This is a genomic window from Bifidobacterium callitrichos (assembly GCF_008698085.1).
In the GTDB taxonomy this organism is placed as follows: Bacteria; Actinomycetota; Actinomycetes; order Actinomycetales; family Bifidobacteriaceae; genus Bifidobacterium; species Bifidobacterium callitrichos.
Window position 1 is genome coordinate 351,803 of record NZ_RZJP01000003.1, and the last position, 26,283, is coordinate 378,085.

General features: G+C 63.6%; 25 protein-coding genes. 16 read left to right on the forward strand and 9 right to left on the reverse strand.

Going from position 1 to position 26,283, the window contains the following annotated elements; translation table 11 throughout:
• Positions 1-157: 157 nt before the first annotated feature.
• On the forward strand, positions 158-1,042 hold the full coding sequence (locus EMB92_RS08480) for a Fic family protein (RefSeq protein WP_150394510.1): 885 nt from the start codon (positions 158-160) through the stop codon (positions 1,040-1,042).
• A gap of 5 nt (positions 1,043-1,047) precedes the next feature.
• On the opposite strand, the gene EMB92_RS08485 is transcribed toward EMB92_RS08480, so the two are convergent.
• Entirely contained in the window at positions 1,048-1,293 is a 246-nt protein-coding gene (locus tag EMB92_RS08485) for a hypothetical protein (protein WP_150394511.1), read from the reverse strand.
• A 102-nt stretch (positions 1,294-1,395) separates the two neighbouring features.
• On the opposite strand from EMB92_RS08485, the gene EMB92_RS11830 reads away from it, so the two are divergent.
• The 6 genes from EMB92_RS11830 to EMB92_RS08505 all read left to right on the forward strand — a co-directional run bounded on the left by EMB92_RS11830 (position 1,396) and on the right by EMB92_RS08505 (position 4,764).
• A complete protein-coding gene (locus tag EMB92_RS11830) occupies positions 1,396-1,521 on the forward strand; it encodes a hypothetical protein (protein WP_258175602.1) in 126 nt (41 codons plus the stop codon).
• A 188-nt stretch (positions 1,522-1,709) separates the two neighbouring features.
• On the forward strand, positions 1,710-1,838 hold the full coding sequence (locus EMB92_RS11835; RefSeq protein ID WP_258184550.1) for a hypothetical protein: 129 nt from the start codon (positions 1,710-1,712) through the stop codon (positions 1,836-1,838).
• Positions 1,839-2,105: 267 nt separating this feature from the next.
• Complete coding sequence (locus EMB92_RS08490; RefSeq protein WP_150394512.1) at positions 2,106-3,626, forward strand: xylulokinase; 1,521 nt, start codon at positions 2,106-2,108, stop codon at positions 3,624-3,626.
• 189 nt (positions 3,627-3,815) lie between these two features.
• Positions 3,816-4,040 carry a DUF3791 domain-containing protein gene (locus EMB92_RS08495; protein ID WP_150394513.1) on the forward strand — a complete coding sequence of 75 codons (225 nt, stop codon included), beginning with the start codon at positions 3,816-3,818 and terminating at the stop codon, positions 4,038-4,040.
• Positions 4,037-4,513: a DUF3990 domain-containing protein gene (locus EMB92_RS08500; RefSeq protein ID WP_150394514.1), complete on the forward strand. Its 477-nt coding sequence runs from the start codon at positions 4,037-4,039 to the stop codon at positions 4,511-4,513. The genes EMB92_RS08495 and EMB92_RS08500 overlap by 4 nt, the downstream gene beginning before the upstream one ends.
• A complete protein-coding gene (locus EMB92_RS08505) occupies positions 4,510-4,764 on the forward strand; it encodes a hypothetical protein (RefSeq protein ID WP_150394515.1) in 255 nt (84 codons plus the stop codon). Before EMB92_RS08500 ends, EMB92_RS08505 begins: the two co-directional genes overlap by 4 nt.
• 183 nt (positions 4,765-4,947) lie before the next feature.
• Here the strand turns inward: EMB92_RS08505 and xylA are convergent, their stop codons facing one another.
• Both xylA and EMB92_RS08515 read right to left on the reverse strand, forming a co-directional pair.
• Complete coding sequence (gene xylA / locus EMB92_RS08510; RefSeq protein ID WP_150394516.1) at positions 4,948-6,294, reverse strand: xylose isomerase; 1,347 nt, start codon at positions 6,292-6,294, stop codon at positions 4,948-4,950.
• A gap of 253 nt (positions 6,295-6,547) precedes the next feature.
• Positions 6,548-7,777: an ROK family protein gene (locus EMB92_RS08515; protein ID WP_150394583.1), complete on the reverse strand. Its 1,230-nt coding sequence runs from the start codon at positions 7,775-7,777 to the stop codon at positions 6,548-6,550.
• 690 nt (positions 7,778-8,467) lie between these two features.
• Here EMB92_RS08515 and EMB92_RS08520 point away from each other — a divergent pair.
• Both EMB92_RS08520 and EMB92_RS11515 read left to right on the forward strand, forming a co-directional pair.
• A complete protein-coding gene (locus EMB92_RS08520) occupies positions 8,468-9,685 on the forward strand; it encodes an ATP-binding protein (RefSeq protein ID WP_150394517.1) in 1,218 nt (405 codons plus the stop codon).
• Between the two features lie 98 nt (positions 9,686-9,783).
• Positions 9,784-10,107 (forward strand): hypothetical protein, encoded by a 324-nt coding sequence (locus EMB92_RS11515; protein ID WP_190973622.1) that lies wholly within the window; start codon positions 9,784-9,786, stop codon positions 10,105-10,107.
• 411 nt (positions 10,108-10,518) lie between these two features.
• Here EMB92_RS11515 and EMB92_RS08525 read toward each other — a convergent pair whose 3' ends face one another.
• From EMB92_RS08525 to EMB92_RS08540, 4 genes are all read right to left on the reverse strand, one after another.
• Positions 10,519-11,406, reverse strand: a complete 888-nt coding sequence (locus EMB92_RS08525) for a sugar phosphate isomerase/epimerase family protein (protein ID WP_150394518.1) — start codon at positions 11,404-11,406, stop codon at positions 10,519-10,521.
• A 53-nt stretch (positions 11,407-11,459) separates the two neighbouring features.
• The gene (locus EMB92_RS08530) at positions 11,460-13,121 is read right to left on the reverse strand and encodes a glycoside hydrolase family 43 protein (protein WP_223847645.1); all 1,662 of its coding nucleotides are present in this window, start codon (positions 13,119-13,121) and stop codon (positions 11,460-11,462) included.
• The gene (locus tag EMB92_RS08535) at positions 13,118-14,509 is read right to left on the reverse strand and encodes an alginate lyase family protein (protein ID WP_150394519.1); all 1,392 of its coding nucleotides are present in this window, start codon (positions 14,507-14,509) and stop codon (positions 13,118-13,120) included. The genes EMB92_RS08530 and EMB92_RS08535 overlap by 4 nt, the downstream gene beginning before the upstream one ends.
• An 89-nt stretch (positions 14,510-14,598) precedes the next feature.
• Positions 14,599-15,663: a glycerate kinase family protein gene (locus tag EMB92_RS08540; protein ID WP_263390629.1), complete on the reverse strand. Its 1,065-nt coding sequence runs from the start codon at positions 15,661-15,663 to the stop codon at positions 14,599-14,601.
• A 268-nt stretch (positions 15,664-15,931) separates the two neighbouring features.
• On the opposite strand from EMB92_RS08540, the gene EMB92_RS08545 reads away from it, so the two are divergent.
• Positions 15,932-17,065: a LacI family DNA-binding transcriptional regulator gene (locus tag EMB92_RS08545; protein WP_150394521.1), complete on the forward strand. Its 1,134-nt coding sequence runs from the start codon at positions 15,932-15,934 to the stop codon at positions 17,063-17,065.
• A gap of 206 nt (positions 17,066-17,271) precedes the next feature.
• On the opposite strand, the gene EMB92_RS08550 is transcribed toward EMB92_RS08545, so the two are convergent.
• Complete coding sequence (locus EMB92_RS08550; protein WP_150394522.1) at positions 17,272-18,279, reverse strand: hydroxyacid dehydrogenase; 1,008 nt, start codon at positions 18,277-18,279, stop codon at positions 17,272-17,274.
• A 398-nt stretch (positions 18,280-18,677) separates the two neighbouring features.
• Here EMB92_RS08550 and ilvD point away from each other — a divergent pair, with 398 nt between their 5' ends.
• Complete coding sequence (ilvD, locus tag EMB92_RS08555; protein WP_043165175.1) at positions 18,678-20,543, forward strand: dihydroxy-acid dehydratase; 1,866 nt, start codon at positions 18,678-18,680, stop codon at positions 20,541-20,543.
• 84 nt (positions 20,544-20,627) lie between these two features.
• On the opposite strand, the gene EMB92_RS08560 is transcribed toward ilvD, so the two are convergent.
• On the reverse strand, positions 20,628-20,993 hold the full coding sequence (locus EMB92_RS08560; RefSeq protein WP_150394523.1) for a phage holin family protein: 366 nt from the start codon (positions 20,991-20,993) through the stop codon (positions 20,628-20,630).
• Positions 20,994-21,147: 154 nt separating this feature from the next.
• Between EMB92_RS08560 and EMB92_RS08565 the strand changes: the two genes are divergently transcribed.
• The 5 genes from EMB92_RS08565 (at position 21,148) to EMB92_RS08585 (ending at position 26,234) form a co-directional block, all read left to right on the forward strand.
• Positions 21,148-21,426: a type II toxin-antitoxin system Phd/YefM family antitoxin gene (locus EMB92_RS08565; protein ID WP_150394524.1), complete on the forward strand. Its 279-nt coding sequence runs from the start codon at positions 21,148-21,150 to the stop codon at positions 21,424-21,426.
• Between the two features lie 2 nt (positions 21,427-21,428).
• A complete protein-coding gene (locus tag EMB92_RS08570; RefSeq protein WP_043165169.1) occupies positions 21,429-21,686 on the forward strand; it encodes a Txe/YoeB family addiction module toxin in 258 nt (85 codons plus the stop codon).
• Positions 21,687-21,805: 119 nt separating this feature from the next.
• The gene (locus tag EMB92_RS08575) at positions 21,806-22,885 is read left to right on the forward strand and encodes a LacI family DNA-binding transcriptional regulator (RefSeq protein ID WP_150394525.1); all 1,080 of its coding nucleotides are present in this window, start codon (positions 21,806-21,808) and stop codon (positions 22,883-22,885) included.
• Positions 22,886-23,183: 298 nt separating this feature from the next.
• Positions 23,184-24,530 carry an MFS transporter gene (locus tag EMB92_RS08580; RefSeq protein WP_150394526.1) on the forward strand — a complete coding sequence of 449 codons (1,347 nt, stop codon included), beginning with the start codon at positions 23,184-23,186 and terminating at the stop codon, positions 24,528-24,530.
• Between the two features lie 126 nt (positions 24,531-24,656).
• Positions 24,657-26,234, forward strand: coding sequence for a glycoside hydrolase family 32 protein (locus EMB92_RS08585; RefSeq protein ID WP_150394527.1), 1,578 nt, complete (start codon positions 24,657-24,659; stop codon positions 26,232-26,234).
• The last annotated feature ends 49 nt before the right edge of the window (positions 26,235-26,283 follow it).

Consider the following 26,283-nt stretch of genomic DNA (forward strand, 5'->3'; position numbering starts at 1 on the left):
AGGCATCGCAGACTCACTACCGGAGAGACGAGAGTTCCCTACACCCATCGTTCCACGCCCCAGCCCGACCAGTACACAGGAACACGACCGGAAATGCGGTACGCTCAGAATCACGACACAGAGTTATGCAACATCGGAAACGGCGAATCGGAGAGACATGAAACGCATACGACTTGTCGAATGGCTCAGGCGAGAGCGCGATCAGCGGGTCGACGGCGGACTGTATTACAACACGCAGATCCTGTTCGCCTATAACTCGAATCATATGGAGGGCTCGACGCTCTCCCCCGAACAGACCGCCCAGCTCTACAACACCGGCGCCTTGCTACCGAACGGTTCCGACGATCAGATCCGCGCCGACGACGTGGTGGAGACGCGCAACCATTTCCATGCGTTCAATTGGATTCTCGATCATGTCGACGACCCGGTCGACAGGGCCATGGTGTGCACGTTGCATGCGATACTCAAGCGTGGTACGAGTCAGGAGCTCGACCCCGACCGCAATGTGGGCGGATACAAGGTCGTGCCGAACGTGATCAGCGAGATCCTCGGCGTGCATACCGCCCTGCCGGCCGATGTCCCGCAGGCCATGGAACAGGTGTTCACGTTGTATCGGAATCTGCGTGACGATCCGTATGAGATCGCGCATGCGCATTGGATGTTCGAGACCACACACCCGTTCTCCGACGGCAACGGCAGGATCGGCCGGCTGATCATGTTCAAGGAGCTGCTGCGTCTGAACACAGTCCCCTTGATCGTGCGCGACTCCGACAAAAACCTGTACGTACGGGGCCTGAGCCGATTCGGCGAGGAGCCCGGTTACCTCGTCGACACCCTGCTGACCGAACGTGACCACTACGAGGTACTCATCGAACGCCTGGCACCGGATCGCATTCGTTATTCGTATGTGTCCGAGTGGGATCCGTCCGCCGTGGCGGAACGACGCGGCGGACGGCGAATCTTCAACCCGTTCGTGAAACGGAACTGGACCGAGGATGATATGCGGACACGGGTCAACCCGCATCCGTCCGTTTCCCATTAGCGCTCTCAGATCGCAGCACGTAATGGACGCCGATCGCGTCCGTAGAGCCCCTTTAGGTGCGGATATGCATCGCGGCGACCGAATCGGCTCGGATGGCGACGGCGGCCGACCGGCTCGGCCTGCAGCACCCCGGGAATCGGCCTGGGAGTAGGGATTGCCGCCCCCTTTGCATCGAACCGGTTCGATGGATAATCCACGAAATCGGTTTCAGAATTGTGAAGAAACGCCGAAAAGGCGAATTTCGCTTGCATTCGTCATCATGATGCGTTATTCTGAAACCGGTTTCAGAAAGAAGCCAAGAAAACGAAGATATCGAAGCCGCAAGGCTTTGACCTGATGAAAGGAAAGACATTATGTCGTTCAAGGATTCCATGGTCCGCGGTCTCGCTCTCTACGGTGCAAGCACGATGGCCCAGTACACGATGGGCAACACCAAGGTTCTCGCCGACATCATCAACGACAACAAGATCGGCCGCTGACTTTAGCTCTTGAGGAGCGCGCCTGACGGCCGCCTCTGAAAACAGAGCAGCAGAGCCGCGCGCACTCCCCCCGCAACCGCCGATGCCGAACGGATTCCGGCGATTGCAGCACACACAACAACAAACGTATACATCATCACGGAGCATGAGCCCGACAGGGCCCGCTCCAAACCGAAAGGAAGTTTATTATGTCGTTCAAGGATTCCATGATGCGCGGTCTGGCCATGTACGGTGTCAACTCGATGGCCCAGAACGGTTACGCCAACTACAAGGTGATGTCCGACATCATCAACGACGTCAAGGAGACCAACCGCTGAATGATCCGATGACCGGCTCGTTCCGGCCGTCACGGCTTCAGCCACACAAGGAAACGGGATTCCGCGAATAATCGCGGGGTCCCGTTTTTCATATGCCAACAGCCCATGCGCGCCCGCAACTGCGACCCTTTCATGCTGGACATCGGCCTCGTATGCACGTACAATTAAATTAAATCATCTAACTATATGGGCGGCAGTGGAGTTGCCTGAGCTGCATCGAAAGCCGCCCATAGGGATCATCAGGGATCACCAACGAAAGGAACACCCATGGCACAGGTTCTGGTCGCCGGAGTCGACACTTCGACGCAGTCGACGAAGGTCCGCGTCACCGACGCCGCGACCGGCAGGCTCGTCCGCTTCGGACAGGCGAAGCACCCCGAGGGCACGAGCGTCGACCCGAACGCGTGGTGGAACGCGTTCCTCGAGGCGAGCGCGCAGGCCGGCGGACTCGACGACGTGTCCGCGCTCTCGGTCGGCGGCCAGCAGCACGGCATGGTCATCCTCGAAGAACAGGGCAACGTGATCCGCGATGCGATGCTGTGGAACGACATCAGCTCCGCCCCGCAGGCGGCGGCCCTGATCGAACGCCTCGGCGTCTCCCCCGCCGATGACGGCGAGCCGGAGGATGTCATCGCACGCGGCAAGCAGCGCTGGGTCAAGGCGGTCGGCTCCTCGCCGGTCGCCTCGTACACGCTCACCAAGGTCACCTGGGTGGCCGAGAACGAGCCGGAGAACGCGAAGAGGATCGCCGCGATCTGCCTGCCGCACGACTGGCTGAGCTGGCGCATCGCCGGCTACGGCCCGGTCGCCCCCGGCGAGGACGCGCATCTCGATGCCCTGTTCACCGATCGCTCCGACGCCTCCGGCACCATCTACTACGACGCCGCGCACAGCCAGTACCGCCGCGACCTGCTGGCCATGGTGCTGGCCGCGGCCGAATGCGAGGAAGCCGCCAAATCCCATGCCGATGCGATCACGCTGCCCACGGTGCTTGGCCCCCGCGAAACCGCGGCGGTGAAGGCCTCCCCCGCCATCGCCGGCAAGGAGGTCGAGGGCGGATGCATCCTCGGCCCCGGCGGCGGCGACAACGCGATGGCCGCACTCGGCCTCGGCATGGCCGTCGGTGACGTGTCCATCTCGCTCGGCACGTCCGGAGTTGCGGCGGCCATCGCCGAGAACCCGGTGTACGACCTGACCGGAGCGGTCTCCGGATTCGCCGACTGCACCGGACACTACCTGCCGCTCGCCTGCACGATCAACGGATCGCGCATCGCCGACGCCGGACGCGCCGCGCTCGGCGTCGACTATGACGAGCTTGCCGCATTGGCCGCGCAGTCGGTGCCGGGCGCCGAAGGCGTGACCCTGATCCCGTACTTCGACGGTGAGCGCACGCCGAACCGTCCGGACGCGACGGCCACGCTGCACGGCATGACGCTTGCCAACACGACGAAGGCGAACATCGCGCGCGCGTTCATCGAGGGACTCCTGTGCTCGCAGCGCGACTGCCTTGAACTGATCCGCTCGCTCGGCGCGGACATCACGCGCATCCTGCTGATCGGCGGCGGCGCGAAGTCCGCCGCGGTGCGCGCCTACGCGCCGGGCATCCTCGGCATGGACGTCGAGCTGCCGGCGACCGACGAGTATGTGGCGATCGGCGCCGCACGCCAGGCCGCATGGGTGCTTTCGGGCGAGGCCGAGCCGCCGGCGTGGCCGCTGACCATCGAGGAGACCCTGACCGGCGAGCCGACGCCCGAGGTGTACGCGCAGTACGCGAGGTATCGCGGCTGAACGCGTCAGCTCGAACAGACGCCGAATCCGCGAGACGCCCGATTGTCGCTGTCGTCAATGACGACAGCGACAAGATTCGCCGGGCAGCAGTTGCAGCGCGATGATGCAGCGCGATGATACAGTACAATCGTTCGGAGAGTCGCACGACGACATGCGCCATCGACTGACCGCAGGACAGGGAGGTGCACATTGACCACATTGGAACGCCAACAGGTCGACTTCTCCGTGTTCCTCATACATCAGCTTGCACGGAAATGGCGCAAGAGCAGTCCCGAGGTATACGCCATCCTCGATAGGACCGATGCCCTGAACCGCTATATCTTTCCCGCATATGACGTGCTGCACACGCTGGGAAGCGACTATCTGACCGACGACCTCACCGAATACGTGCGCTCCAAAGGGGTGGACGTATGAAGCTGTACCACGGTTCGGACTGCGTCATCGAATCACCCGACATCTCGTTTTCCAGAAAGAACCTCGATTTCGGCCCCGGTTTCTACGCGACCAGCTTCCGCCAGCAAGCGGAGCGCTGGGCGTTGCGACGGAGCATGAGATCCGGTGGGACCGCCGTCATCAATGTCTTCGATTTCTCGCAAACCACCGATCTGAACATCCTGACGTTCGACGACGACAGGTCATGGGTCGAATTCGTCTGTGATTGCCGACGGGGCGGCCTGCCCCCGGCGGGAACCGATATCGTATATGGCGGCGTCGCGGATGACAAGGTGTATATGGCGATCGACATGTATTTCCGTGGTCTGTGGGACATGGACACCACTTTGCGGGCATTGAAATTCTACGGTCGGAACGACCAGTACTGCTTCGTCACGCAATCAGCCATAGATCACGCATTGGCATTCGCCGAATCATACGAGGTGGAGCGATGAACGTAACCAAGGATATGCTGACCGAACTTGATGCCCTACGCAAGGAGCATCTTGACGCGGACATCATCGCGCTGCTGGCGGAACGCCTTGACATCCCCGCCGAACACGCCATGAATCTGTACTACCGGAGCAGGCTGGCCCGCCAAATCGACGCCGGCACCTACGACATACAGGCGCTGGACACGCACTATCTGGTTGATGACCTGCTGGACAACGAATCCGACCTGTTCCGCGACGTGGATGACAAGTAGCGCTTCAACGGTCTCGGCCGAGCACGCGAATATCCGCCTGCGGCTGACGAGCGCCACAGACGGATATTCGCGTGATGGAAGGAAAACAGGAGGAGAAGAGAGGAAAGCGGGAGGCCCGGCCTCGTCGGGCCTCCCGGTCGATCACACCTAGACGATCACACCTAGACGATCACGCCTAGCTGATCACGCCTCGGCGAGGGCGTCCACGATGTAGTTGTTGATCGTGGCCTTGACGGACTCGAGGTGGTCGGACTTGGTGGCGGCGATGAGGTCGGCCTGCGGCTTGTCGAGCGAGTACTCCTCGAGGGAGGCGAGGGTGGCGGTGCCGTCCTCGACGCTCGCGCCGATGCCGGAGGAGAAGGAGCTGTAGCGCTCGGCCTGCAGGTTCTCGATGTACTTGTCCTCGTGCATCTTGGCGGCGACCAGAAGACCGGCGGCAAAGGAGTCCATGCCGGCGATGTGGGCGCGGAACAGGTCGTTGGCCTCGAAGGAGGTGCGGCGCGGCTTGGCGTCGAAGTTGAGACCGCCGCGCGGACCGATCGAACCGTTCTCGAGGACCTCCCACATCACGGCGACGCAGTCGTACAGGTCGGACGGGAACTCGTCCATGTCCCAGCCGATGAGCTTGTCGCCCTGGTTGGCGTCGAGGGAGCCGAGCACGCCGTTCTCGCGGGCGAAGCGCACCTCGTGCTGGTAGGTGTGGCCGGCCAGGTTGGCGTGGTTGCCTTCGAGGTTCAACTTGAAGACGTCCTCGAGGTCGAAGGTCTTGAGGAAGGCGAGCGCGGCGGCCGCGTCGAAGTCGTACTGGTGGCTGGTCGGCTCCTTCGGCTTGGGCTCGATGAGGAACTGGCCGGTGAAGCCGATCTCCTTGGCGTAGTCGGCAGCGAGGTGGAAGAGCTTGGCCATGTGGGCCTGCTCGCGGTGCATCTGGGTGTTCCACAGGTTCTCGTAGCCTTCGCGGCCGCCCCAGAACACGTAGTTCTCGGCGCCGAGGCGCTTGGCGATCTCGAGGCTCTTCTTGACCTGGGCGCCCGAGTAGGCGAAGATGTCGGCGAACGGCGAGGTGGCGGCGCCGGCGACGAAGCGCGGGTTGGTGAACAGGTTCTGGGTGTTCCACAGCAGCTTGACGCCGGTGGACTTCATGTTCTCCTCGATCTTGTCGACGACCTTGTCGAGGTTGGCGTTGGTCTCGCGCAGGGTGTCACCCTCCGGGGCGATGTCGCGGTCGTGGAAGCAGAAGTACTCGACGCCGAGCTTGGTGTAGAACTCGAAGGCGTAGTCGACCTTGGCGAGGGCCAGATCCATCGGCTTGGTGTACTTGTCGTACGGACGCTCGGCGGTGCCGTCGCCGAACGGGTCGACGAGACGCTGGTCGAAGGTGTGCCAGTAGGCCACGGCGAAGCGCAGCCAGTCCTTCATCTTCTTGCCGGCGACGACCTTGTCGGCGTCGTAGTAGCGGAAGCCGAGGCCTTCCTTGGCGCCGCCCTTGCGGCCGACGTATTCGATCTTGTCGATGTCCCACAGACCCATTGCTGTCTCCTTAGACTCGGGATGTGCGTGTTATTGTCCGTTGCGCCGTTCGGCCTCCGCATGACGTTTCATCCGCCATGATCCCGGAGCGAACCAGCTGACGACTCTTATGTTAAATGACTGAACTATATTTGTCAAACGAATGAACTTATCTGCCGGATAAGGCGTGTTTCAGGGGTTTGGGTTTCATAAGCGGCATCGACTCACATCATTGCCGACCAACCAGTTCAAGCCGCCGCGATCGCCCGACGGGCTAGACCGTCGTCATGTATTTGAGGGGCGAGTCGAACAGGCGGCGCAGGCCCATCACGGCGGCGCCGTGCAACGCAGGATGGTCGATGACCGGGGAAACCATCACCCGCACGTCCACGCCGTCGCGAGCGAGGATGCGCGAGGCGACCCGGGCGCGCAGGACGTCCGCCATCTCGTCTCCGAACTCCCCCAGCAGGCCGCCGATCACGATGTTCTCGATGTCGACGATGTTGACGACGCTGGCGAGCGCGACGGCGAGCGCGGTCATCGCCTGATCGACCGCGAGCACGGCCCGTGCGTCACCGTGACGCCACGCATCGAGCAGTTTCGGCGTAAGCGTCGTGTCGGCGGCTCGCCCCTCGTCGGCGAGGCCGGAGGCGACCATGAGCGCGCGACGGCCGGCGAGCGTCTCGAGGCAGCCATGGCGACCGCAACGGCACAGCTCCCCGTGCATGTCGACGCATACGTGACCGATCTCGCCGGCGAACCCGTGATCGCCACGCACGATCTGGCCTTCGCGCACGTAGGCGCCGCCGATGCCGATGTCGGTGGACACGTAGATGAAGGAGTCGAAGGTCTTCAGCGGCCAGTCGCCGTCGGTGCGCTGCGAGGCGTAGCCGGGGATCTGCGCGAGGGCGGCGAGCGTCGCCTCGTTCTCGGCTTTCGCATCGAGCCGTTCGATCACCGAATAGCGGTTCAGGTCGAGATTGCGCCAACCGAGGTTGCGCGCGACGAGCAGTTCGTTGCCGCTGGTGACGAGGCCCGGCAGGGCGAGCTCGGCGCCGGCGATCGTGTAACCGCGCCGGGTGAGGCGGGTTTCGACGGGGGTCATCATCGCGTCGAGTTCGCCGAGGATGTCGTCGGGGCGCACATCGTCCATCGTGCGTTCGCACCAGTTCGATTCGACGACGGCGCCGTTGATGTCGAGCACGAGGTATCCGAAGCCGTCGGTGTTGACCTGCATGCCGACGCCGGCCCAGTGTCCGGGGGCGAAGGCGAGCGGGGTGCTCGGCCTACCGTAGGCCGCGCCGACCGCCGGGTCGAGCTGGCGGATCACATGGTTTCTGAGCAGCAGGTCGCCGAGCAGCGAAAGCGTGGCTTTGGTCAGGCCTGTCTCCTTGGCGAGTTCGGCGCGGCTCAGCGGCGTGCGCGAGCGGGCGAGCGTGGAGAGCACCACCGACAGGTTGTGGTTGCGCAGATCGTCCTGGTTGATGCTCCTGACTCGCGGCACTGCGGCCCTCCCCTCGTTCCTTCTCATACTGCTCTCCGCCCGAAGCCTTGCCGGCATCCCGACGACGCCTTCGGCACGCCGCCGAAGTTCGTGCTGGTTCCGAGCCCGACCGGATGCCGGCCCTATCCTTGCCCTCCTCGATTGTAAAGGCAGTGACCGAAATAGCCTCTACCCACAAGTCCCCATGATCATTCCAGGACCGGTCCCCGCTGTTCGTGCGGGAATGAGATGGAGCCCAGAAAAGTCATAGCCGGAACCGGTGACTCGACCCCAACCACGGTAATGGATGAGCCGTTGTTTGCCTGCCATCCGCACCTGCCCGTGTCTATCTGCGCGCCTATCTGCGTTACAAGGGGTGCTTTTGCCGTTTTGCGGACCTCTATCCGCGTTACGAGGGGTACCTCCCACAGGTATGAAGGGCCAAAAACGGCTTGATGGCGTTGGGGTCAAGCCGATTCGAGGATGTAATACCTAGGGTATGCACCCCTCATAAGCGAGATAGATGTCCGTAAGACGCTGAAAGTACGTCTTATAGACGAGATAGCCCCATACCGCACCGTCATCCAGCACCACTTTTACTAGTACACCAGCAAAACTCACAGAACAACCGCGACTTTTACTAGCATGGTAGTAAAAATAGCCCACATCTCCTATACTTTTACTAGTACACCAGCAAAAATTCGGAGCATCATGAAACTGAAAGCGCGACCGCTGTATCTGGACAAACTCCTTGCCGCCAAAGACAACGGACTCATCAAGGTCATCACCGGCATGCGCCGATGCGGCAAGTCATCACTCCTGAAGCTACTGGGGCAAAGGCTCGTCTCGGCAGGCGTTCCATCGGATCATATTCTCACCATCAATCTTGAGTCATTCGAATTCGCCTCGTTTGATCGGACGCAGTTGCATGACCGCATCATGGGGCTCATGCATGACCACGATCGGTATTACCTGCTGCTCGACGAGGTGCAGCTCATTGACGGATGGGAACGCGTGGTCAATGCGTTGCGGGTGGACGCGAACGTCGACATCTACCTGACCGGATCCAACGCGCATCTGCTGTCAAGGCAACTGGGAACGCTGCTGTCCGGACGCTATGTCGAGATCAGGGTGTTCCCGCTGTCCTTCGCGGAGTTTCTTCGATACACCGGGGAACTCGACCGTAACACCGCATTCGAACGGTACATGCGATACGGCGGCCTGCCGCCGGTCGTCGATCAGGGGACCAACCAGGAACTGGCATACACCGTGCTCTCCGGCATCTACGACACGGTACTCGTACGGGACATCTCCCAGTATCTGCAGATACGCAATCCCATGGTGTTCAATGACGTCACCCGATATCTTGCCGACACCGCCGGCTCCCCCGTGTCCATCTCCAGGATCGAGCACAGACTTAAAAGCGCACGGCGTTCGGCGACCAACGACACCATCGAACGGTACATCTCCGGCCTGCTCGATGCGTTTCTCTTCCATCAGGCCCGGCGCATCAACGTGAAAGGTGGCGACTACCTCCAAGGGTTGAGCAAGTACTATCCTGCGGATCCCGGCATCAGGAACATGCTGGTCAGCTATCATCAGGGCGATATCGGGCCACTGCTCGAGCTCATCGTGCATAACGAGCTCAAGACCCGGGGATATGACGTGCAGGTCGGCAGGATGGACAACCTCGAGATCGATTTCGTCGCCGACCGGATATCGGCCGATATGACCGATGAGCGGCTGTTCATTCAGGTGAGCGCGACCATCATGGACTCCTCGACCCGCGATCGCGAATTCGAGCCGCTACACAGGCTGCACAACGCATCTGGGCGCCGGATGATCCTCACACTCGACACGTTCGGGCTGGGCAGTGTCGACGGCATCGACGTGGTCAATGCGCTCGACTGGCTGACGCACTCCGAATGAGCGTCCTCACAGCGCGCCGAGTAGCGCATGCACAAACGGCATGGGGAAGGCAAAGGGCCCTGCCATACTGAACCGAACCCCGGGTCCATTTCAACCGCATGAAGCACTACAGGAAAGCCGCCACCCGCTACGACAGGCTCGACACCACCTTCCTTGCCAACCTCCAGCTCATCCTCATCGCCATCCAACTCAAAACACCTCCTGCGTTCATTTCCGACACGCCGGTAAACGCTTACCGCATTATCGCTGCCATTGGTGCAATTTCACCTAATCCGCTGAAAATAGCGTTTCTTGGCATTTGTTCGCACGTTTCCCCGAAACGTGATGTTCATTTCGACCGCGTCGGCGATACCCCCCAATCGCACATCACGGCACATGAAAGCGTAATCAGTTACGCATGCGATGCAGCGCACTGTCCGTGACGCCGCGCAATGACCATGGCGCAGCATCGCACCGCATGACGCGGTGATATGCCCATGAAGTAGTGAATCATCCATGGAGCGGTGACGCAAAATGGCCTAATTCCGCCATTTCCTGAAAACAGCTCACCGCTCGATGGGGATTTCACCGCGCCATGGCACCATAGACCACTCGATGGGAAGAGGCAGCGGAGGGAGCAACAGGCCAAAACGGCACTAATGGCACTAACACAGGTCAGACAGGCACCAACACAGACCGAAAGACACCACCACACACCAAAACAGGCACCGACATGCCGGCAGCAACGACAAGACCCCGTGGAACGTGTGTAGATGCACACTCAGTAGGTGCATGCCACACATTCCACGGGGTCACCAAGGTCGGCGGGCTGTGCGGCCGCGCCGATCATTGCGTCACAGCTGGGATTCGGCCGGCAGGGCCTCGATCGCCTTGCGCGCGGCGACAAGCGCCTCCTCGAGCGGCTCGACCTGCGGGTACCAGCGACGCTCCCACTCGAGGGACAGTGGGCCGGTGTAGCCGCCGTCCTTGAGGAGTCTGCAGCATTCGGCCAGCGGCACACGGCCGGTACCCTGCAGCACCGGGGTCTGGTCACCGGGGAACGCGCAGTCCTTGATCTGCACGACGCCGCGGCCTCCCACGAGGTACGGCTTCAAGTATTCGAAGGTCTTGGCCGGGGCCTCGCCGACGCGCCACGGGTGCGCGAGATCCCAGATGGAGCCGACCTGGTTGTCCGGGGCGATCTTATCGAGGTAGTAGTGGATGATCGCGTTGCGCTCGCCGTTGGTGTGGCTGTCGTGCGTCTCGATGAGCGGCTGCACGCCGAGCTTGTCGGCGGTCGGCAGCGCGCGGGCGATGATCTCCGCGCCGCGCTTGGACACACCGGCCAGATTCATGCCCTTGGGCAGGACCATGCCCGGCAGACGGTCCGGATCCCAGCTCGGCTCGAGCGGCGCGGTCGGGAAGACGCGCACGTACTTGGCCCCCAGCACGTCGGCCATGTGCAGGCAGTGCTCGAGGCTTTCGACCAGCTCGTCCTCCTCGCGGGCGGTGTTGCATACCTGCACGCGGGAGTCGACGGCGAAGATGGTGACGCCGGCCTTCTCGGCCAGCTCGTCGCGCATCGCCTTGAGCTCGTCGTCGGTGGAGGCCATCGTGAACTTCATCTCATCGCCGACGGCCACCTCGATCCTCTTGACGCCGGTGGCGTTGAAGGTCTTGGCGAGCTCATCCATCGAGTCGTACGGAGCGCCCAGAGTGGACGCGGCCAGTTCCCATGTCATGATTGATTGTCCTTTCGTTGAAAAATGTCGGGGAACCGAAAAAGAAGGAAGACTCAGTGCTGCTCCTGGTAGTCGAAGTACTGGAAGTCGGCGTGCGAGCGGTGGGCGTCCATGTCCTGAGAACAGATGCCCACCATGCCGCCGGTGAACGCGCAGCCCTGGATCGTGCGCTCGACGTAGTCGTCGCTGATGTGATCGGCCGGCTGCACGCCGCCGATCGCCTTCCACAACGCGTTGTCGGCGTACATGTCCTCGCCCTGAGCGAAGTGGAAGTTCGCCTTGTCACGGCGCACCTCCACCTTGATGCGCACCGGGCCTTCCTCGAGCGCGATCGCATCGGAGCCGTAGTCGAGCTTGCCGTGGTCGCAGCGCAGCACCTGGATGATGCGCCTGTCGGTGCCCTCCGAGTCGAAGCTCACGTACGCGTAGATCCAGTTCTGCGTATCGTAGTAGAGGATCAGTCCGGCCATCTGCTGGTAGTTGGCCGGATCGAAGTCGAGCACGGTCTGTGCGTCGAAGTCGTACGCCTCCCAACGGCGGGCGAACAGCGTCTGCCTGTGCTGCGAGCGCAGCGACTGCGCGCCGTGGATGCGCAGCCATCCGGGACGCTCGGTGAGCGAGTAGTCCTGTTCGGCCACAAGCGCGGTGCGCAGGGTCTTGAGGCTCGGCGGGATGGCCGGATCGGTCACGGAGTCGAGCGGCGCGTTGGCCTCGGCGGCGCGATCCGCCTCGAACTCGATGCGCTCGGAGTGGTCCGTGATCTGCGTGACGCCCTGTGCGATCTTCGGAGCCGGAACCTTGAGGTCCGGGCTGATCGTGTCGTTGATCAGGCGCGGCCAGCCGTCCGAAGTCCAGTAGATCTTCTGGATGCCGGTCTCACGGCCCAGCGTGCAGTTGCCTCGCTCGGTCAGCGGCCTGCCGCAGATCTGCGTGACATACCATTCGTCGCCGATCTCGAGGAAGCAGCAGTGGCCGGACTTCTGCAGCGGATTGCTCGGCTCGTCGCGCGTGGTCATCAGCGGCGTGTACGGGGAATCCTCGAACGGCCCCTCGAGCGTGCGGGCGCGGGCCACGGTTGCGGCGTGCATGTAGCCGGTGCCGCCCGCCGCGCACAGCAGGTAGTACCAGCCGTTCCTTTTGAGGATCTGCGGGCCTTCGCACACGCCGAGCTTGGTGCCCTTGTAGAAGTGCTTGCGCTCGCCGATCAGCTGCATCGATTCGGGATCGAACTCCTGGATGACCGTGCCGGCGAACAGCTGGTGGCCGGGACGGTAGTCGTAGAGCATGTTGAGGAACCACTTGCGGCCGTCGTCGTCGTGGAAGATCGCCGGGTCGAAGCCGGAGGCGGTCAGGAAGTGCGGTTCGCTCCACGGTCCGGTGATGTCCGGGGCGGTGATCACGTAGTTGAGGGTGTCCTTGAACGGCGCGTAGGTCTTGACGTCCGTGTAGACGAGCCAGAACTTGCCGTCGGCGTAGCTCAGGTGCGGCGCCCACAGTGAGCCTGAATCGTAGTTGCCGCGAAGGTCGACCTGCGATTCGCGGTTGACGGGGGCGGCGACCCACTCCCAGTTGACGAGGTCCTTGGAATGGTAGATGTCGATGCCCGGCCACCATTCGAAGGTGGAGGTGGCGATGTAGTAGTCGTCGCCGACGCGCAGGGCGCTCGAATCCGGGTGGAAGCCCGGCAGGATCGGGTTGGTGATCATCGTGGTCATTGCTGTTTCTGACTCCTTTCGACGCCCTGATGCTCGGCGATGGCGCAGGTGTCGCCCATCGCGCCGATGCCGAGCTGGCCGTGTGCCTGGTCGCGCGCGGTCTCGACGCTCTGACCCCAGTCGGTCAGGTAGTTCTCGATCGACCCGTTGCAGTAGCGGCTCGAGTACATGTCGACGCCGCGGGCGAAGATCCGGCGGTCGTCGGTGGCGACGCCGATGGCCAGCAGCGTGGTCATCGGGGCGACGTCCCAGTTGCCGTTCGCGTTCATCGGCGCGCCGCCGTCACGCACGACCGGGTAGATGACGTTGCGCAGCATGGTGCGGAATCGGGCGAACGATTCGTCGTCGAACCCCGCGTAGCCGCCGTCGAAGTAGCGTACGATCTCGGCGGCGTTGATGAGCTTGATGGTGGCGAGCGAGGCGCCGAGGATGCGATCGCGCCCGTCGATGACCCGCAGGGTCGTCGACCAGCCGTCGATGATCTCGACGACCTTGGCGGCGTATCGGCGCTCACCGGTGACGACCCAGCGCAGCGCGTTGAAGTAGGCGGCCGCGCACGACATCTCCCAGTCGCCGATGTGGCCGGATCCCTCCGGGTTGCCGCGGCCGACGCCCTCGCGAAACGTGGGCACGTATCGCTCGCTGGACATGTCGTTGGGCACGGTGTCGGTCAGTCTGCGATAGTCGGCGTACCACGGGTTCTCGTGGGCGCGCACGTGATCGCGCATTACCGTCAGCTGCGCGGCCGACAGGTTCACGCCGGGGTGGGTGAAGGCGTGCGGGAAGGAGTCGGGGACGTCGCCCGCGGAGTCCGCGGCGAATCCCGCGGAATCGCCCTCTCCCGCGTCCTCGAGGAACAGGCGCTGCACGGCTACGTTGCCGTAGTCGATGTACGCGCCGGACAGGGTGACGCGCATCGGGAACGCCGAGCAGTCCGGCTCGTCGCGCAGGTCGTCGCAATGGCTGGCGATCAGCGTGGATCCGTCCGGCTGGTCGGTCAGCGTGAACCGCTCGTTCCAGAACGCCTCTGGCGCGGTGGCGGTGACCACGTACGTGAGTCCCCTCCTGCGGTAGTAGGCGGGCCGGCCGTCGCAGTCGACGGTGTCGGCGTAGTTCTGGATCGTCAGGTAGCACCCGTTCGTCAGGCTCCTCAGGGCGTAGGTCACGTCCTGCGCGCCGTCGAACGCAATGTCGGACGTGCCGCCGGAGGGCAGGTACTGCGGGTATCGGGAGGCGTAGATCGCGAAGCGTTCGGCCTCGTCGGCCGTGCCGAGCGTGAGCCCGCCGTCGGCCGCGAGCGCGACGTAGTCGCCTTCGGCCGTGCGGATGCGCACGATGCGTTCCACGGTCCGCTCGCGTGTGGGGTAGTCGTCGGTATGATCGGTCATGATTCGTCACCCTTGTTCATATGGGTGGTGATGGTGACGATTCTCAACGAGATTCCCATATTGGTCTTTCCTTGGCTGTGCATCTCAACTCATCTGAGCCTGAGCGCGCGCACGATCTGCTCGGTGGTGAACGTGACGTTGTCGGCGGCGTTCTTCAGGAGGCTTTCGAGGCTTGCGGCGCCGGGGGCGATGCCGAAGACCGCGTCGATGCCAACCTCGTGGAGTTCGTCGATGCCTTTGCCGATGTGTCCGGCGACGGCGATGACCGGCTTGCGATGGTTCTTGGCGGTCAGGGCGACGCCGGCGGGCGTCTTGCCGAACTTGGTCTGGAAGTCGATCGAGCCTTCGCCGGTGAGGACGATGTCCGCCCACTTGGCGGCCTCGTCGAATCCGGAGGTCTCGATGACGATGTCGATGCCGTGGCGGAATTCAGCGTCGAGGAAGCCTTTCAGGGCCGCGCCGATGCCGCCGGCCGCACCCGCGCCGGGCACGTCGACGACCTCGACGTGCAGCTGGTCGGCGATGATGTGCGCGAAGTGGGCGAGCGCATGGTCGAGGCGCGTGACGTCGTCCGGCGAGGCGCCCTTCTGCGGCCCAAATACGGCGCTGGCGCCGTCATGTCCGATCAGCGGGTTGGTCACGTCGCAGGCGGCGATGATGCGCACGTAGCGCACGGCCTCGTCGATGTGGCTCACGTCGATGGTCTTAAGGTCGGCGAGCGCCGCACCGCCGCGGGCGAGCTCGTCGCCGTTTCCGTCGAGCAGACGCACACCCAATGCCTGGAGGAGTCCGGCGCCGGCGTCGTTGGTGGCCGAGCCGCCGAGCCCGACGATGATGCGCTTGGCGCCCGCATGCGCGGCGGCACGGATGAGCTCGCCGGTACCGTATGAGGAGGCGATGAGCGGATTGCGTTCCTCGGGCGCGAGCAGGGCGAGGCCGCTGGCTTCGGCGGTTTCGACCACGGCGGTCACGCCGTCGCCGAGCATGCCGTAATGGCCGGTGATGGGCCGTCCGAGCGGATCATGGACCGTTGCCTTGAGCATCACGCCATGCGTCGCATCGACGAGCGCACGGGCGGTGCCTTCGCCGCCGTCGGCCATCGGCAGGCAGCGGACCTCGGCGTCAGGGTCCGCGTTCTTGATCCCCTGGGCCATGGCCTGCGCCGCCTCCATGGCGGTCAGGCTCTCCTTGAAGGAGTCAGGGGAGCATAGATATCGCGTCATGCACTCCAGCATACCTCACGACACGCCGAAATGGAAAACGCTTACCGCGATATCGGGACGCGCGCAGGCGGATACATTCGCGCAAAAGACTGCACAATCGCGCGTCATCGCACGCATTTCGTGCGCAATGCGGCTATGATTGCGGTAAACGTTTGAAGATTATTTTCCGTTTCCGGGAAGAACAGGATCGGCGTAGACCATGGGAGCTCAGAACGATAAAACGCAATCGCCCGCAACGCTGATGGACGTGGCCAAGGCGGCCAACGTCTCCATCGCCACGGCGTCACGCGTGTTGAACGGCAGCACGCGCAGAGTCCGCAACCAATCATACGTGAAGGTGATGGAGGCGGCCACCAAACTCAACTACCGCCCCAACGCCTACGCGCAGGCGGTCGCCAAGGGCACGGCGCCGAACATCGTCCTGCTCGTCTCGGACATCTCCGACCCGTACTTCGCCGCCGTCTCGCAGGGCGTGGTCAAAGCCGCTGCCGAACACGGCCTGACGGTCACGATCAGCGTGGCACCCACCCCGCGCGAGGAGCTCGAGGCGGTGCGCAAGGCCACGGCCACCCGCCCGCGCGGCATCATCATCGCGGAAAGCGAATACGTCGACGCGCCCGAACGCGGGCCGCTGACCAACGAGCTCAGGCAGTACGAGTCGACCGGCGGCCGCGCCGTGTTCATCCTCAACCGAGACCTGCCATTCCCCGCGGTGGACGTCGCCAACGACGTCGGCGCACGCGCGATCGCCAGACTCATCATCGACTTCGGCTACACCCGGCCCATGATCCTCAGGGGCGACGAGACCTACCGCACGTCGAGGGAACGACTGGATGGCGTGCTCGCCGCGTTCGCCGACGCCGGCGTCGCCATCGACCCGCGTGCGACGGTCAATGGCCGGTTCAACCGCACCGAAGGCTATGCGGCGATCATGCAGATGGCGCGCGCGGGGCTCCTCAAGCCCGGCGACGGCGCGCTGTATGAGGGCAGGGGCGTCGACTCGGTCATCGCTCTGAACGACGTGATGGCGATCGGCGCGATGACCGCACTGCGCGCCAACGGCATCGAGCCCGGGATCGACGTGGGCGTCACCGGATTCGGCGACATCCCCTACTCGGCGGACGTCTACCCGTCGCTGACCACCGTGCACCTGCCGCTCGAGCAGATGGGACAGGCCGCCGTCGGCAGCGTCCTCGCCAAGCGCGACGCGCAGGAGGTCAAGGGCGACGGGACCGACTCGGGTTCGGCCGCGGCCGAACCGGCCACGGGACGTCTGATCTACGTGCAGAGCGCCCCGGACGTCGTCCTGCGCGGATCGCTGCCCAGAAAGTGAGATATGTTCCGTATTCCGGCATGCCGGAATACGCCGCTTGCAGCGAATCGTTCTCAATAGCAAACGTGTGAGCCCATCGCACACCATCGCACAAACGCACAACAGGGGATGCCCCGAAATTCCAACGTTCCGGGGCATCCCCTGTTCGATTGAGGCCGAAAAGGCCTCACACGTTTCTTATTGAGAACGATTCGCTGCAAGGCGAGTCAGTCGGCGTACTCCTGCGGCTCGCCCTTGATCATGTGGGTGAGCTCGTTGACGACGTTCTCGCCCATGCCCTGCAGCTCGGTGCCCTCGGAGCCGGCAATGTGCGGCGTCAGGACCACGTTCGGCATGTCCCACAGCGGGGAGTCGGCGGACAGCGGCTCATCCGGATCGGTGACGTCGAGGATCGCGTTGATGCGGCCGGTCTTGAGCTCGGCGATCATCGCGTCGGCGTCGACCACGGCGCCACGGGCGGAGTTGATGAACCAGGCGCCGTCCTTCATCATCTTGAAGTACTTGGCCCCGATCATGCCCTTGGTGGCGGGCAGGCTCGGCGTGTGCACGGAGACGACGTCGGACTCGCGGAAGATGGTCTCCAGATCGACCTTGGTCGCACCGTAGGAGGCGGTCTCCTCGGCGTCCATCGAACGGGACTCGGCGAGCACGCGCATGCGGCACCCCTTGAGCAGGCCCATCAGTTGGCGGCCGATGCGGGCGGAGGCGGTGACCAGGCCCACGGTCTTCAGGTAGTTGCCGGCGGTCGGGAACTCGACCTCGCGGTTGATGTACTCGCGGCGCTCGCGGTAGATGCGCTCGGCGCGGAAGAAGTCCTTGTTGGCCATGAGAATCATCGCCATGCAGTACTCGGCGACCGGGATGCCGTTGACGTAGCCGGAGTTGGAGCGCAGGATGCCGCGCTTGTCGACCTCCTCGAGCGCCTCCGGGGTGAGCAGACGCCATGCGTTGCCGGCGGCCGCGGCGATGCCCTTGAGCTTGGGCATCCTGTTGAGGGTGTCGACGTCGATGCGGCCGTCCGGGCCCCATCCGGAGAAGATGTAGTCGGCGTCCCTGATCCGGTCCTCGACGCCGTCGGCGTGGAAGTCGGTGATCACGTTGCGGTCGACGTCGGCGATGGCGTCGAGGCGCGCCCACTGGGTGTCGTTCATGAGCTTGTTCACGAGCTCCGGCGGCTGCATGGTCAGAACGACTTTCGGCTTGGATTCGGTCATGGTGTATGTACTTCCTGATTTCTTTCACAGCTTTGCGGTAAGCCCTTACCGCGAACAAGTGTACCGCGATCCATGATATCTGTCGACCGGGTTCGGAGAAAAGACTGTAAGGGCTTTCTGAACTCTGCCGTACATCACCAAACGGTTCCTCTGCTTCATCGCCGGGATCGGCCCGTGCCCGGCAAGGACGTCGTGCACGCATTCTCCGTCGTGGCGGCGGTCATCACCGGCCAGATCGTCAACCTGCTCAACCGGCACTTCCGCTTCGTGCCGGCGATCCGCAAGACACAGACCGTGCGGGAGGCGTGAGGGAGCCGAGTGTTTGGTAACATCCTCGTGAATTCCATATTCTGACTCTTGACAAAACGCGTGTCCCGATTAGGGACTTGAATGGAAGCATGACTGAAATGCGTTCTGCCAAACTCATGTCGGGCCGCGTCTTCGCAGGTGCCCGAGCCCTCTACCGTGCCGCAGGCGTCAGCGGCGACGACATGGGCAAGAAGCCCATCATCGCCATCGCCAACTCCTTCGACGAATTCCTCCCCGGCCACGTCCACCTCAACAAGGTCGGCCGCATCGTCTCCGAAGCCATCAAGGAGGCCGGCGGCATCCCGCGCGAGTTCAACACCATGGCCGTCGACGACGGCATCGCCATGGGCCACACCGGCATGCTGTACTCCCTGCCCTCCCGCGACATCATCGCGGACACCGTCGAATACCAGTGCAACGCGCACTGCGCCGACGCCCTGATCTGCATCCCGAACTGCGACAAGGTCGTCCCCGGCATGCTGATGGCGGCCCTTCGCCTCAACATCCCGACCGTGTTCGTCTCCGGCGGCCCGATGGAGGCCGGCACCACCGTCCTCGCCGACGGCACCGTCAAGAAGAACACCGACCTCATCTCCGTGATGTACGCCTCCGCCGACGACAGCGTCTCCGAGGAGGACCTGCTCAACTACGAGAAGACCGTCTGCCCGACCTGCGGCTCCTGCGCCGGCATGTTCACCGCCAACTCGATGAACTGCCTGACCGAGGCCATCGGCCTCGCACTGCCCGGCAACGGCACGATCCTCGCCTCCCACGGCTTCCGCAAGGAGCTGTTCCGCAAGGCCGCGCGTCAGGTCGTCAAGATCGCCAACCAGTACTACAAGGACGACGACGATTCCGTGCTACCGCGCTCCATCGCCACCAAGGAGGCGTTCGAGAACGCGATGACGATGGACGTCGCGATGGGCGGCTCCACCAACACCGTGCTGCACATCCTCGCGATGGCGCAGTCGGCCGACGTCGACTTCACGCTCGACGACATCGAGCGCATCTCCCACACCGTGCCGTGCATCTGCAAGGCCGCGCCGTCCGGCAAGTGGGAGATCTCCGACGTGCACCGCGCGGGCGGCATCTGCGGCATCCTCGGCGAGCTCGACCGCGCCGGCAAGCTGCACAGGAACGTCCATTCGATCGACTACCCGACGCTCGAGGACAAGCTCGCCGACTGGGACATCATGCGCGACACCTGCACCGAGGAGGCCAAGACCCTCTACCACGCGGCGCCGGGCCACATCATCTCCCCCGAGCCGTGGACGCACGAGACCCTGTTCGACTCCCTCGACACCGACCGCGTCAACGGCGCGATCCACGACATCGACCACCCGGAGATCCACGAGGGCGGTCTCGCCGTGCTGCGCGGCAACCTTGCGCCCGACGGCTGCGTCGTCAAGACCGCCGGCGTGCCGCAGGAGATCTGGAAGTTCCGCGGACCGGCTCTGGTCGTCGAATCCCAGGAGGAGGCCATCAAGGTCATCCTCGACGACACGCTGAAGCCCGGCATGGCGCTCGTGATCCGCTACGAGGGCCCGAAGGGCGGCCCGGGCATGCAGGAGATGCTCTACCCGACCTCCTTCGTCAAGGGCAAGGGCATCGGCAAGCAGGTCGCCATGCTCACCGACGGCCGCTACTCCGGCGGCTCCTCCGGCCTCGCGATCGGCCACATGGCCCCGGAGGCCGCGAACAAGGGCCCGGTGGCGCTCATCAAGAACGGCGACATCATCGACATCGACATCGAGGCGCGCTCCGTCAACGTCGAGCTGACCGACGAGCAGCTCGCCGAGCGCCGCCGTGAGCTCGAGGCCGGCGACGGCTACGTCGCGCACCGCGACCGCAAGGTCTCGCAGGCCCTCAAGGCCTACGCCGCCTTCGCCCGCTCCGCCGACAAGGGTGCGACTCGTGATCCGGAGCTCATCAACAAGCTCTCCGGTCTCGCCTGATCGGTTGATGACATCGGCTGACCATATAGATGAAAAGCCCCGCGGTTCAAAGCCGCGGGGCTTTTCATATGTCTGAAATGCATATCAATCGCCGATGATCGCGCCGACGATGCCGGAGACGATGGCCATGATGATCGAGCCGATCGTCGCCCACAGGAAGCCGTGCACGTAGACTCCGACGCCGAACAGGCTCAGCGCGAACCACGAGGCGAGCCGCATGCACAGCCAGTTGACCACCAGATAGAACACGCCGAACGTGAGGATCGTGACCGGCAGGGAGACCAGTTGCATCACCGGCTTGACGGATGCATTGATCAGCGCCATGAACAGGGAGAACACGGCGATACCGAGGATCGGCGGCTCCCCCACCGTCGTCATGCCGGGCAGCAGCACCACCATCACGGCGGCGGCCACGGTCAGTATCAGCCATTGCGTCAGAAACTGTCTCATAGCCCCATGCTATCCGCGTCCCACTGGCGGTCGGCGGCCGAACGCCATCTTGTTACACAAGACCCATCACCCGCCCCGTCGTGCGATGACCATGCGCGAGAAGGTTCCTCCTTGGTTGTTGTACAATATCTTGTACAACAACCAAGGAGGAACCATGGTACAGGCCGTCACATACAGCGCCTTCCGCAACGACCTCAAATCCTATATGCGCAAGGTCAACGAAGACGCGGACATGCTGCTGGTCACCAACACCAATCCGGAGGACAACGTGGTCGTCATGAGCGCCGCCGACTACGATTCGCTGATGGAGACGTTGCGCGTATACCACAACCCCTATCTGCTCGACAAGGTCGCACGCGGTCTGGCGCAGGTGCGCGATGGATACGTCGCACAGCACGATCTGATCGACCCCACCCCGGAGGACGATCGGTGACCATGCTGCTGTGCTGGACCGAAGACGCGTGGAACGACTATCTGTACTGGCAGTCACAGGACAGGAAAACCCTCAAACGCATCAACACCCTGATCCGGGATGCCATGCGCACCCCGTTCGAGGGCATCGGCAAGCCGGAGCCACTCAAATGGGAGCTGTCCGGCGCATGGTCCCGTCGCATCGATTCGGCGAATCGCATCATATACACGGTCAGCGGCGACAGGCTCTGCATCCTGTCCGCGCGCGACCACTACCAATAGCCATCGGCGGCAAAGCACACTCGGGACCGGCCGGAAATGCCACCATCCCGATGCGTACGAATGTACGTATAGCGAGTCAGTTCGGGATCACGCCAGACATACGGTGTATCGTTTGACGTATGGTTACGATGAAGCAGATCGCGCAGGAGACGGGGGTTTCGGTTTCGACGGTGTCGCTGGTGATGAACCACCGCGACGAGGGGCGCGTCAAGCCGGCGATCGCCTCGCACGTGCGCGCGGTGGCCGAACGCCTCGGCTACAGGGTCAACCCGATGGCAAGCTCCCTGAGAACGAACCGCACGCACATCCTCGGCTTCATCAGCGAGGAGGTCGCCACCACCCCGTACGCCGGCGGCATGATCCTCGGCGCGCAGTCCGCCGCCAGCCAGTACGGCTACATGCTCATCACCGTCAGCACCGACGGCGGCATGGACGAGGACGACGAGATCGCCGCCCTGAAACGCTACGGCGCCGACGGGTTCCTCTACGCGAAGATGTCGAACCGCATCACCGACGTGCCGCAGGCGCTCGCCGACCTGCCGGTCGTGCTCGTCGACGCCACCGATCGCAACGATGACAACAGCCTCGCCGACGGCACCAGTTCCGCGCCGGTCCCCAGCGTCGAACCGGACGAGTTCCGTATCGGCTACGACGCAACCCGCCGGCTCATCGACGCCGGATGCGAGCGCATCGCGTACGTCGGCTGCAGCGAGGACATGATCGCCCAGCACGGGCGTCTCGCAGGCTATCGCGCCGCGCTTGAGGACGTCGGCCGCAAGCCCGACGACCGGCTCGTCGTCAACGTGCTCAACAACGGTCCGGCACTCGCGGCCGTATCCGACCTGTTCGACTGGGAGCGGCCGGACGGCTTCTTCTGCTTCAACGACGCACGCGCCTGGTACGTGTACGAGTGCGCGGCGCGGCGCGGGATGACGGTTGGACGCGACCTGTCCGTCGTGGGCGTCGACAACCACCGCGTGTTCGCCGAGACCCTCTCCCCGCAGCTGACGACGATCGAGCTGCCGCACTTCGAGATGGGATACTGGGCCGCGGCGAAGCTGATCTCGCTGATCGAGGGACGCGATCTCGACAAGGGCGAATGGCCGAGGACGACCGCGCCGATCCCGCCGCTCGACGCACCCGCGCCGGCGAAGATCCACTGCACCCTGATCGAGAAGGAGTCGGTCAGAAGGGGCTGACCTTGTTCTTCCGAGCCCGCGACACGCCGGAGTGTTGCGGGCTCTCGTTTTGGGACGGTTGGCAAAACGGCGTTATATCAATCGTTTGACGCGTTGACTCGTCTGTTGTCGAACCGGTCTACATAGAACGTTTGACGTAAATCGTTTGATGCGTTATATTGATAACCGTCAACACGATTCCCCACACGGCGTGGCAGCCGCGGGAGGAACCCCAGCCGGCATCCGGCACCGATACGACAAACGCCATACATCATGGCCATCCGCACGGCAGCGGATGGGAGAGACAAGGGAATTACACATGGCAAGCTCAACCAAGTCCGCATGGAGGAACCCCTCCTATCTGCAGAGCTCCTTCGGCATCTTCATGTTCTTCTGCTCCTGGGGCATCTGGTGGTCCTTCTTCTCGAGGTGGCTGACCGACCCGACGCACGGCCTCGGCATGACCTCCGCCGAGCAGGGCCAGATCTACTCGATCAACTCGCTGGCCACGCTGATCATCATGTTCGTCTACGGCGTGATCCAGGACCAGCTCGGCATCAAGCGCAAGCTCGTCGTCTTCATCTCGATCATCGCCGCGCTCGTCGGACCGTTCGTCCAGTTCATCTATATGCCGATGCTCACCGCAGGCGGCACCACCCGCTTCCTGGGCGTCCTGGTCGGCTCGATCGTCCTGTCCGCGGGCTTCATGTCCGGCTGCTCCCTGTTCGAGGCGGTCACCGAACGCTACTCGCGCAAGTTCGGCTTCGAGTACGGCCAGTCCCGCGCCTGGGGCTCCTTCGGCTACGCGATCGTCGCCCTGTGCGCCGGCTTCCTGTTCAACATCAACCCGCTGATCAACTTCTGGGTCGGCTCCGCCTGCGGCCTCGGCATGCTGCTCATCTACGCGTTCTGGATCCCGTCCGAGCAGCGTGAGGAGCTCAAGAAGGAGGCTGATCCGAACGCCGCCCCGACCAACCCGTCCTTCAAGGAGATGCTCGGCGTCCTGAAGATGCCGACCCTGTGGATCCTCGTCGTCTTCATGCTGTTCACCAACACCTTCTACGTCGTGTTCGACCAGCAGATGTTCCCGAACTACTACGCCGGCCTGTTCCCGACCACCGAGATGGGCAACAGCACCTACGGCGTGCTCAACAGCTTCCAGGTCTTCCTCGAGTCCGCGATGATGGGCGTCGTGCCGATCATCATGAAGAAGATCGGCGTGCGCAACGCCCTGCTGCTCGGCGCGTTCGTCATGTTCGCCCGCATCGGCCTGTGCGGCGTGTTCCACGACCCGATCACCGTCTCCATCGTCAAGCTGTTCCACTCCATCGAGGTGCCGCTGTTCTGCCTGCCGGCGTTCCGCTACTTCACCCTGCACTTCGACACCAAGCTGTCCGCCACGCTCTACATGGTCGGCTTCCAGATCGCCTCGCAGATCGGCCAGGTCATCTTCTCCACCCCGATGGGCGCCTTCCACGACTACATGGCCGCCCTCATGCCGGCCAACGACATGGGCTCCCGCGTGACCTTCTGGGTGATCTCCGGCATCGTCCTGCTCGCCCTGATCTACGGCTTCTTCATCATCAAGAAGGACGATCAGGAGGTCGGCGGCGACCCGTTCTACACCGATCGCCAGCTCAAGGCCATGGAAGCGGCCAAGGCCTGATCACACACCACACTTGCGTCCGACCGTGACGGTTCCCCCTTCCCCGTCCGGTCGGGCGCAATCCCACATCCGCACCGAACCGCAACCACAACCGCAACCACACCCATACTCACAAGGAAGTGCATCATGACCACCGACTTCACCCCCGACTCCCCCGTGCTCACCCCGATCCGCGACCACGCCGCCGAACTCGCCCGCGCCGAGGAGGGCGTCGCCGCGCTCGCCGCCAAGCGCAACGACCGCTGGTACCCGAAATTCCACATCGCCTCGAACGGCGGCTGGATCAACGACCCGAACGGCCTGACCTACTACAAGGGCCGCTGGCACGTCTTCTACCAGCTGCACCCGTACGGCACCCAGTGGGGCCCGATGCACTGGGGCCACGTCTCCTCCACCGACATGGTCGACTGGAAGCGCGAGCCGATCATGTTCGCGCCCTCGCTCGAGCAGGAGAAGGACGGCGTGTTCTCCGGCTCCGCCGTAATCGACGACAACGGCGATCTCAAGTTCTACTACACCGGCCACCGCTGGGCCAACGGCCACGACAACACCGGCGGCGACTGGCAGGTGCAGATGCTCGCCACCCCGGACAACGACGAGCTCACCTCCGCCACCAAGCAGGGCATGATCATCGACTGCCCGACCGACAAGGTCGACCACCACTACCGCGACCCGAAGGTGTGGAAGACCGGCGACAAGTGGTACATGACCTTCGGCGTCTCCTCCGCCGAGCGCCGCGGCCAGATGTGGCTGTTCTCCTCCGACGACATGGTGCGCTGGACCTACGAGCGCGTGCTGTTCGAGCACCCGGACCCGGACGTGTTCATGCTCGAGTGCCCCGACTTCTTCCCGATTCGTGACGAGCATGGCGTCACCAAGTGGGTCATCGGCTTCTCCGCGATGGGTTCGAAGCCTCAGGGCTTCATGAACCGCAACGTCAACAATGCCGGCTACATGATCGGCACCTGGGAGCCGGGCGAGGCGTTCAAGCCCGAGACCGAGTTCCGCCTGTGGGATTGCGGCCACAACTACTACGCGCCGCAGTCGTTCCACGTCAACGGCCCGGAGCACGGCGGCGAGGGCCGTCAGATCGTCTACGGCTGGATGAGCCCGTTCGTCCAGCCGATCCCGATGGAGGAGGACGGCTGGTGCGGCCAGCTGACCCTGCCGCGCGAGATCACCCTGCGTGACGGCGACGTCGTCACCGCGCCGGTCGCCGAGATGGAGGGCCTGCGCGCCGACACGTTCGATCACGGCGCGATCACCCTCGACAGGGACGGCGAGCGCACGATCGCCGACGACGCCGAGGCGGTCGAGATCGAGATGACGATCGACCTCGACGCCTCCACCGCCGAGCGCGCTGGCCTGCGCGTCCACGCGACCGAGGACGGCGCGTACACGTCGGTCGCGTACGACGACCAGCTGGGTGCGGTCGTCGTGGATCGCGGCGCGATGAGGCACGGCGACCGCGGCTACCGCGTCGCCCCGCTGACCGAGGCCGAGCTCGCCTCCGGCAGGCTCGAGCTGCGCGTGTTCGTCGACCGCGGCTCGGTCGAGGTGTACGTCAACGGCGGCCGTCAGGTGCTGAGCTCCTACTCGTACGCCTCCGAGGGCCCGCGCGCGATCAGGGTTGTGGCCGAATCCGGCTCGCTCAAGGTCGACTCGCTGAAGCTCCACCACCTGAAGTCCATCGGACTGGAGTAAGCCTCTCTCAAAACCATCCCCTTGCCGGACTAACCGCGTCGCTATACTG

Bases quoted from the DNA above. Each gene is read 5' to 3' on its own strand.
- EMB92_RS08560 (WP_150394523.1), bottom strand. From the start codon at position 20,993: ATGAGACAGTTTCTGACGCAATGGCTGATACTGACCGTGGCCGCCGCC.
- EMB92_RS08565 (WP_150394524.1), top strand. From the start codon at position 21,148: ATGGTACAGGCCGTCACATACAGCGCCTTCCGCAACGACCTCAAATCC.
- EMB92_RS08525 (WP_150394518.1), bottom strand. From the start codon at position 11,406: ATGACATGGGAACTGGCCGCGTCCACTCTGGGCGCTCCGTACGACTCG.
- xylA (WP_150394516.1), bottom strand. From the start codon at position 6,294: ATGGGTCTGTGGGACATCGACAAGATCGAATACGTCGGCCGCAAGGGC.
- EMB92_RS08505 (WP_150394515.1), top strand. From the start codon at position 4,510: ATGAACGTAACCAAGGATATGCTGACCGAACTTGATGCCCTACGCAAG.
- EMB92_RS11830 (WP_258175602.1), top strand. From the start codon at position 1,396: ATGTCGTTCAAGGATTCCATGGTCCGCGGTCTCGCTCTCTACGGTGCA.
- EMB92_RS08585 (WP_150394527.1), top strand. From the start codon at position 24,657: ATGACCACCGACTTCACCCCCGACTCCCCCGTGCTCACCCCGATCCGC.
- ilvD (WP_043165175.1), top strand. From the start codon at position 18,678: ATGACTGAAATGCGTTCTGCCAAACTCATGTCGGGCCGCGTCTTCGCA.
- EMB92_RS11835 (WP_258184550.1), top strand. From the start codon at position 1,710: ATGTCGTTCAAGGATTCCATGATGCGCGGTCTGGCCATGTACGGTGTC.
- EMB92_RS08550 (WP_150394522.1), bottom strand. From the start codon at position 18,279: ATGACCGAATCCAAGCCGAAAGTCGTTCTGACCATGCAGCCGCCGGAG.
- EMB92_RS08545 (WP_150394521.1), top strand. From the start codon at position 15,932: ATGGGAGCTCAGAACGATAAAACGCAATCGCCCGCAACGCTGATGGAC.
- EMB92_RS08500 (WP_150394514.1), top strand. From the start codon at position 4,037: ATGAAGCTGTACCACGGTTCGGACTGCGTCATCGAATCACCCGACATC.
- EMB92_RS08540 (WP_263390629.1), bottom strand. From the start codon at position 15,663: ATGGCCCAGGGGATCAAGAACGCGGACCCTGACGCCGAGGTCCGCTGC.
- EMB92_RS08520 (WP_150394517.1), top strand. From the start codon at position 8,468: ATGAAACTGAAAGCGCGACCGCTGTATCTGGACAAACTCCTTGCCGCC.
- EMB92_RS08580 (WP_150394526.1), top strand. From the start codon at position 23,184: ATGGCAAGCTCAACCAAGTCCGCATGGAGGAACCCCTCCTATCTGCAG.
- EMB92_RS08575 (WP_150394525.1), top strand. From the start codon at position 21,806: ATGGTTACGATGAAGCAGATCGCGCAGGAGACGGGGGTTTCGGTTTCG.
- EMB92_RS08535 (WP_150394519.1), bottom strand. From the start codon at position 14,509: ATGACCGATCATACCGACGACTACCCCACACGCGAGCGGACCGTGGAA.
- EMB92_RS08530 (WP_223847645.1), bottom strand. From the start codon at position 13,121: ATGACCACGATGATCACCAACCCGATCCTGCCGGGCTTCCACCCGGAT.
- EMB92_RS08490 (WP_150394512.1), top strand. From the start codon at position 2,106: ATGGCACAGGTTCTGGTCGCCGGAGTCGACACTTCGACGCAGTCGACG.
- EMB92_RS08480 (WP_150394510.1), top strand. From the start codon at position 158: ATGAAACGCATACGACTTGTCGAATGGCTCAGGCGAGAGCGCGATCAG.
- EMB92_RS08485 (WP_150394511.1), bottom strand. From the start codon at position 1,293: ATGCAAGCGAAATTCGCCTTTTCGGCGTTTCTTCACAATTCTGAAACC.
- EMB92_RS08570 (WP_043165169.1), top strand. From the start codon at position 21,429: ATGCTGCTGTGCTGGACCGAAGACGCGTGGAACGACTATCTGTACTGG.
- EMB92_RS11515 (WP_190973622.1), top strand. From the start codon at position 9,784: ATGAAGCACTACAGGAAAGCCGCCACCCGCTACGACAGGCTCGACACC.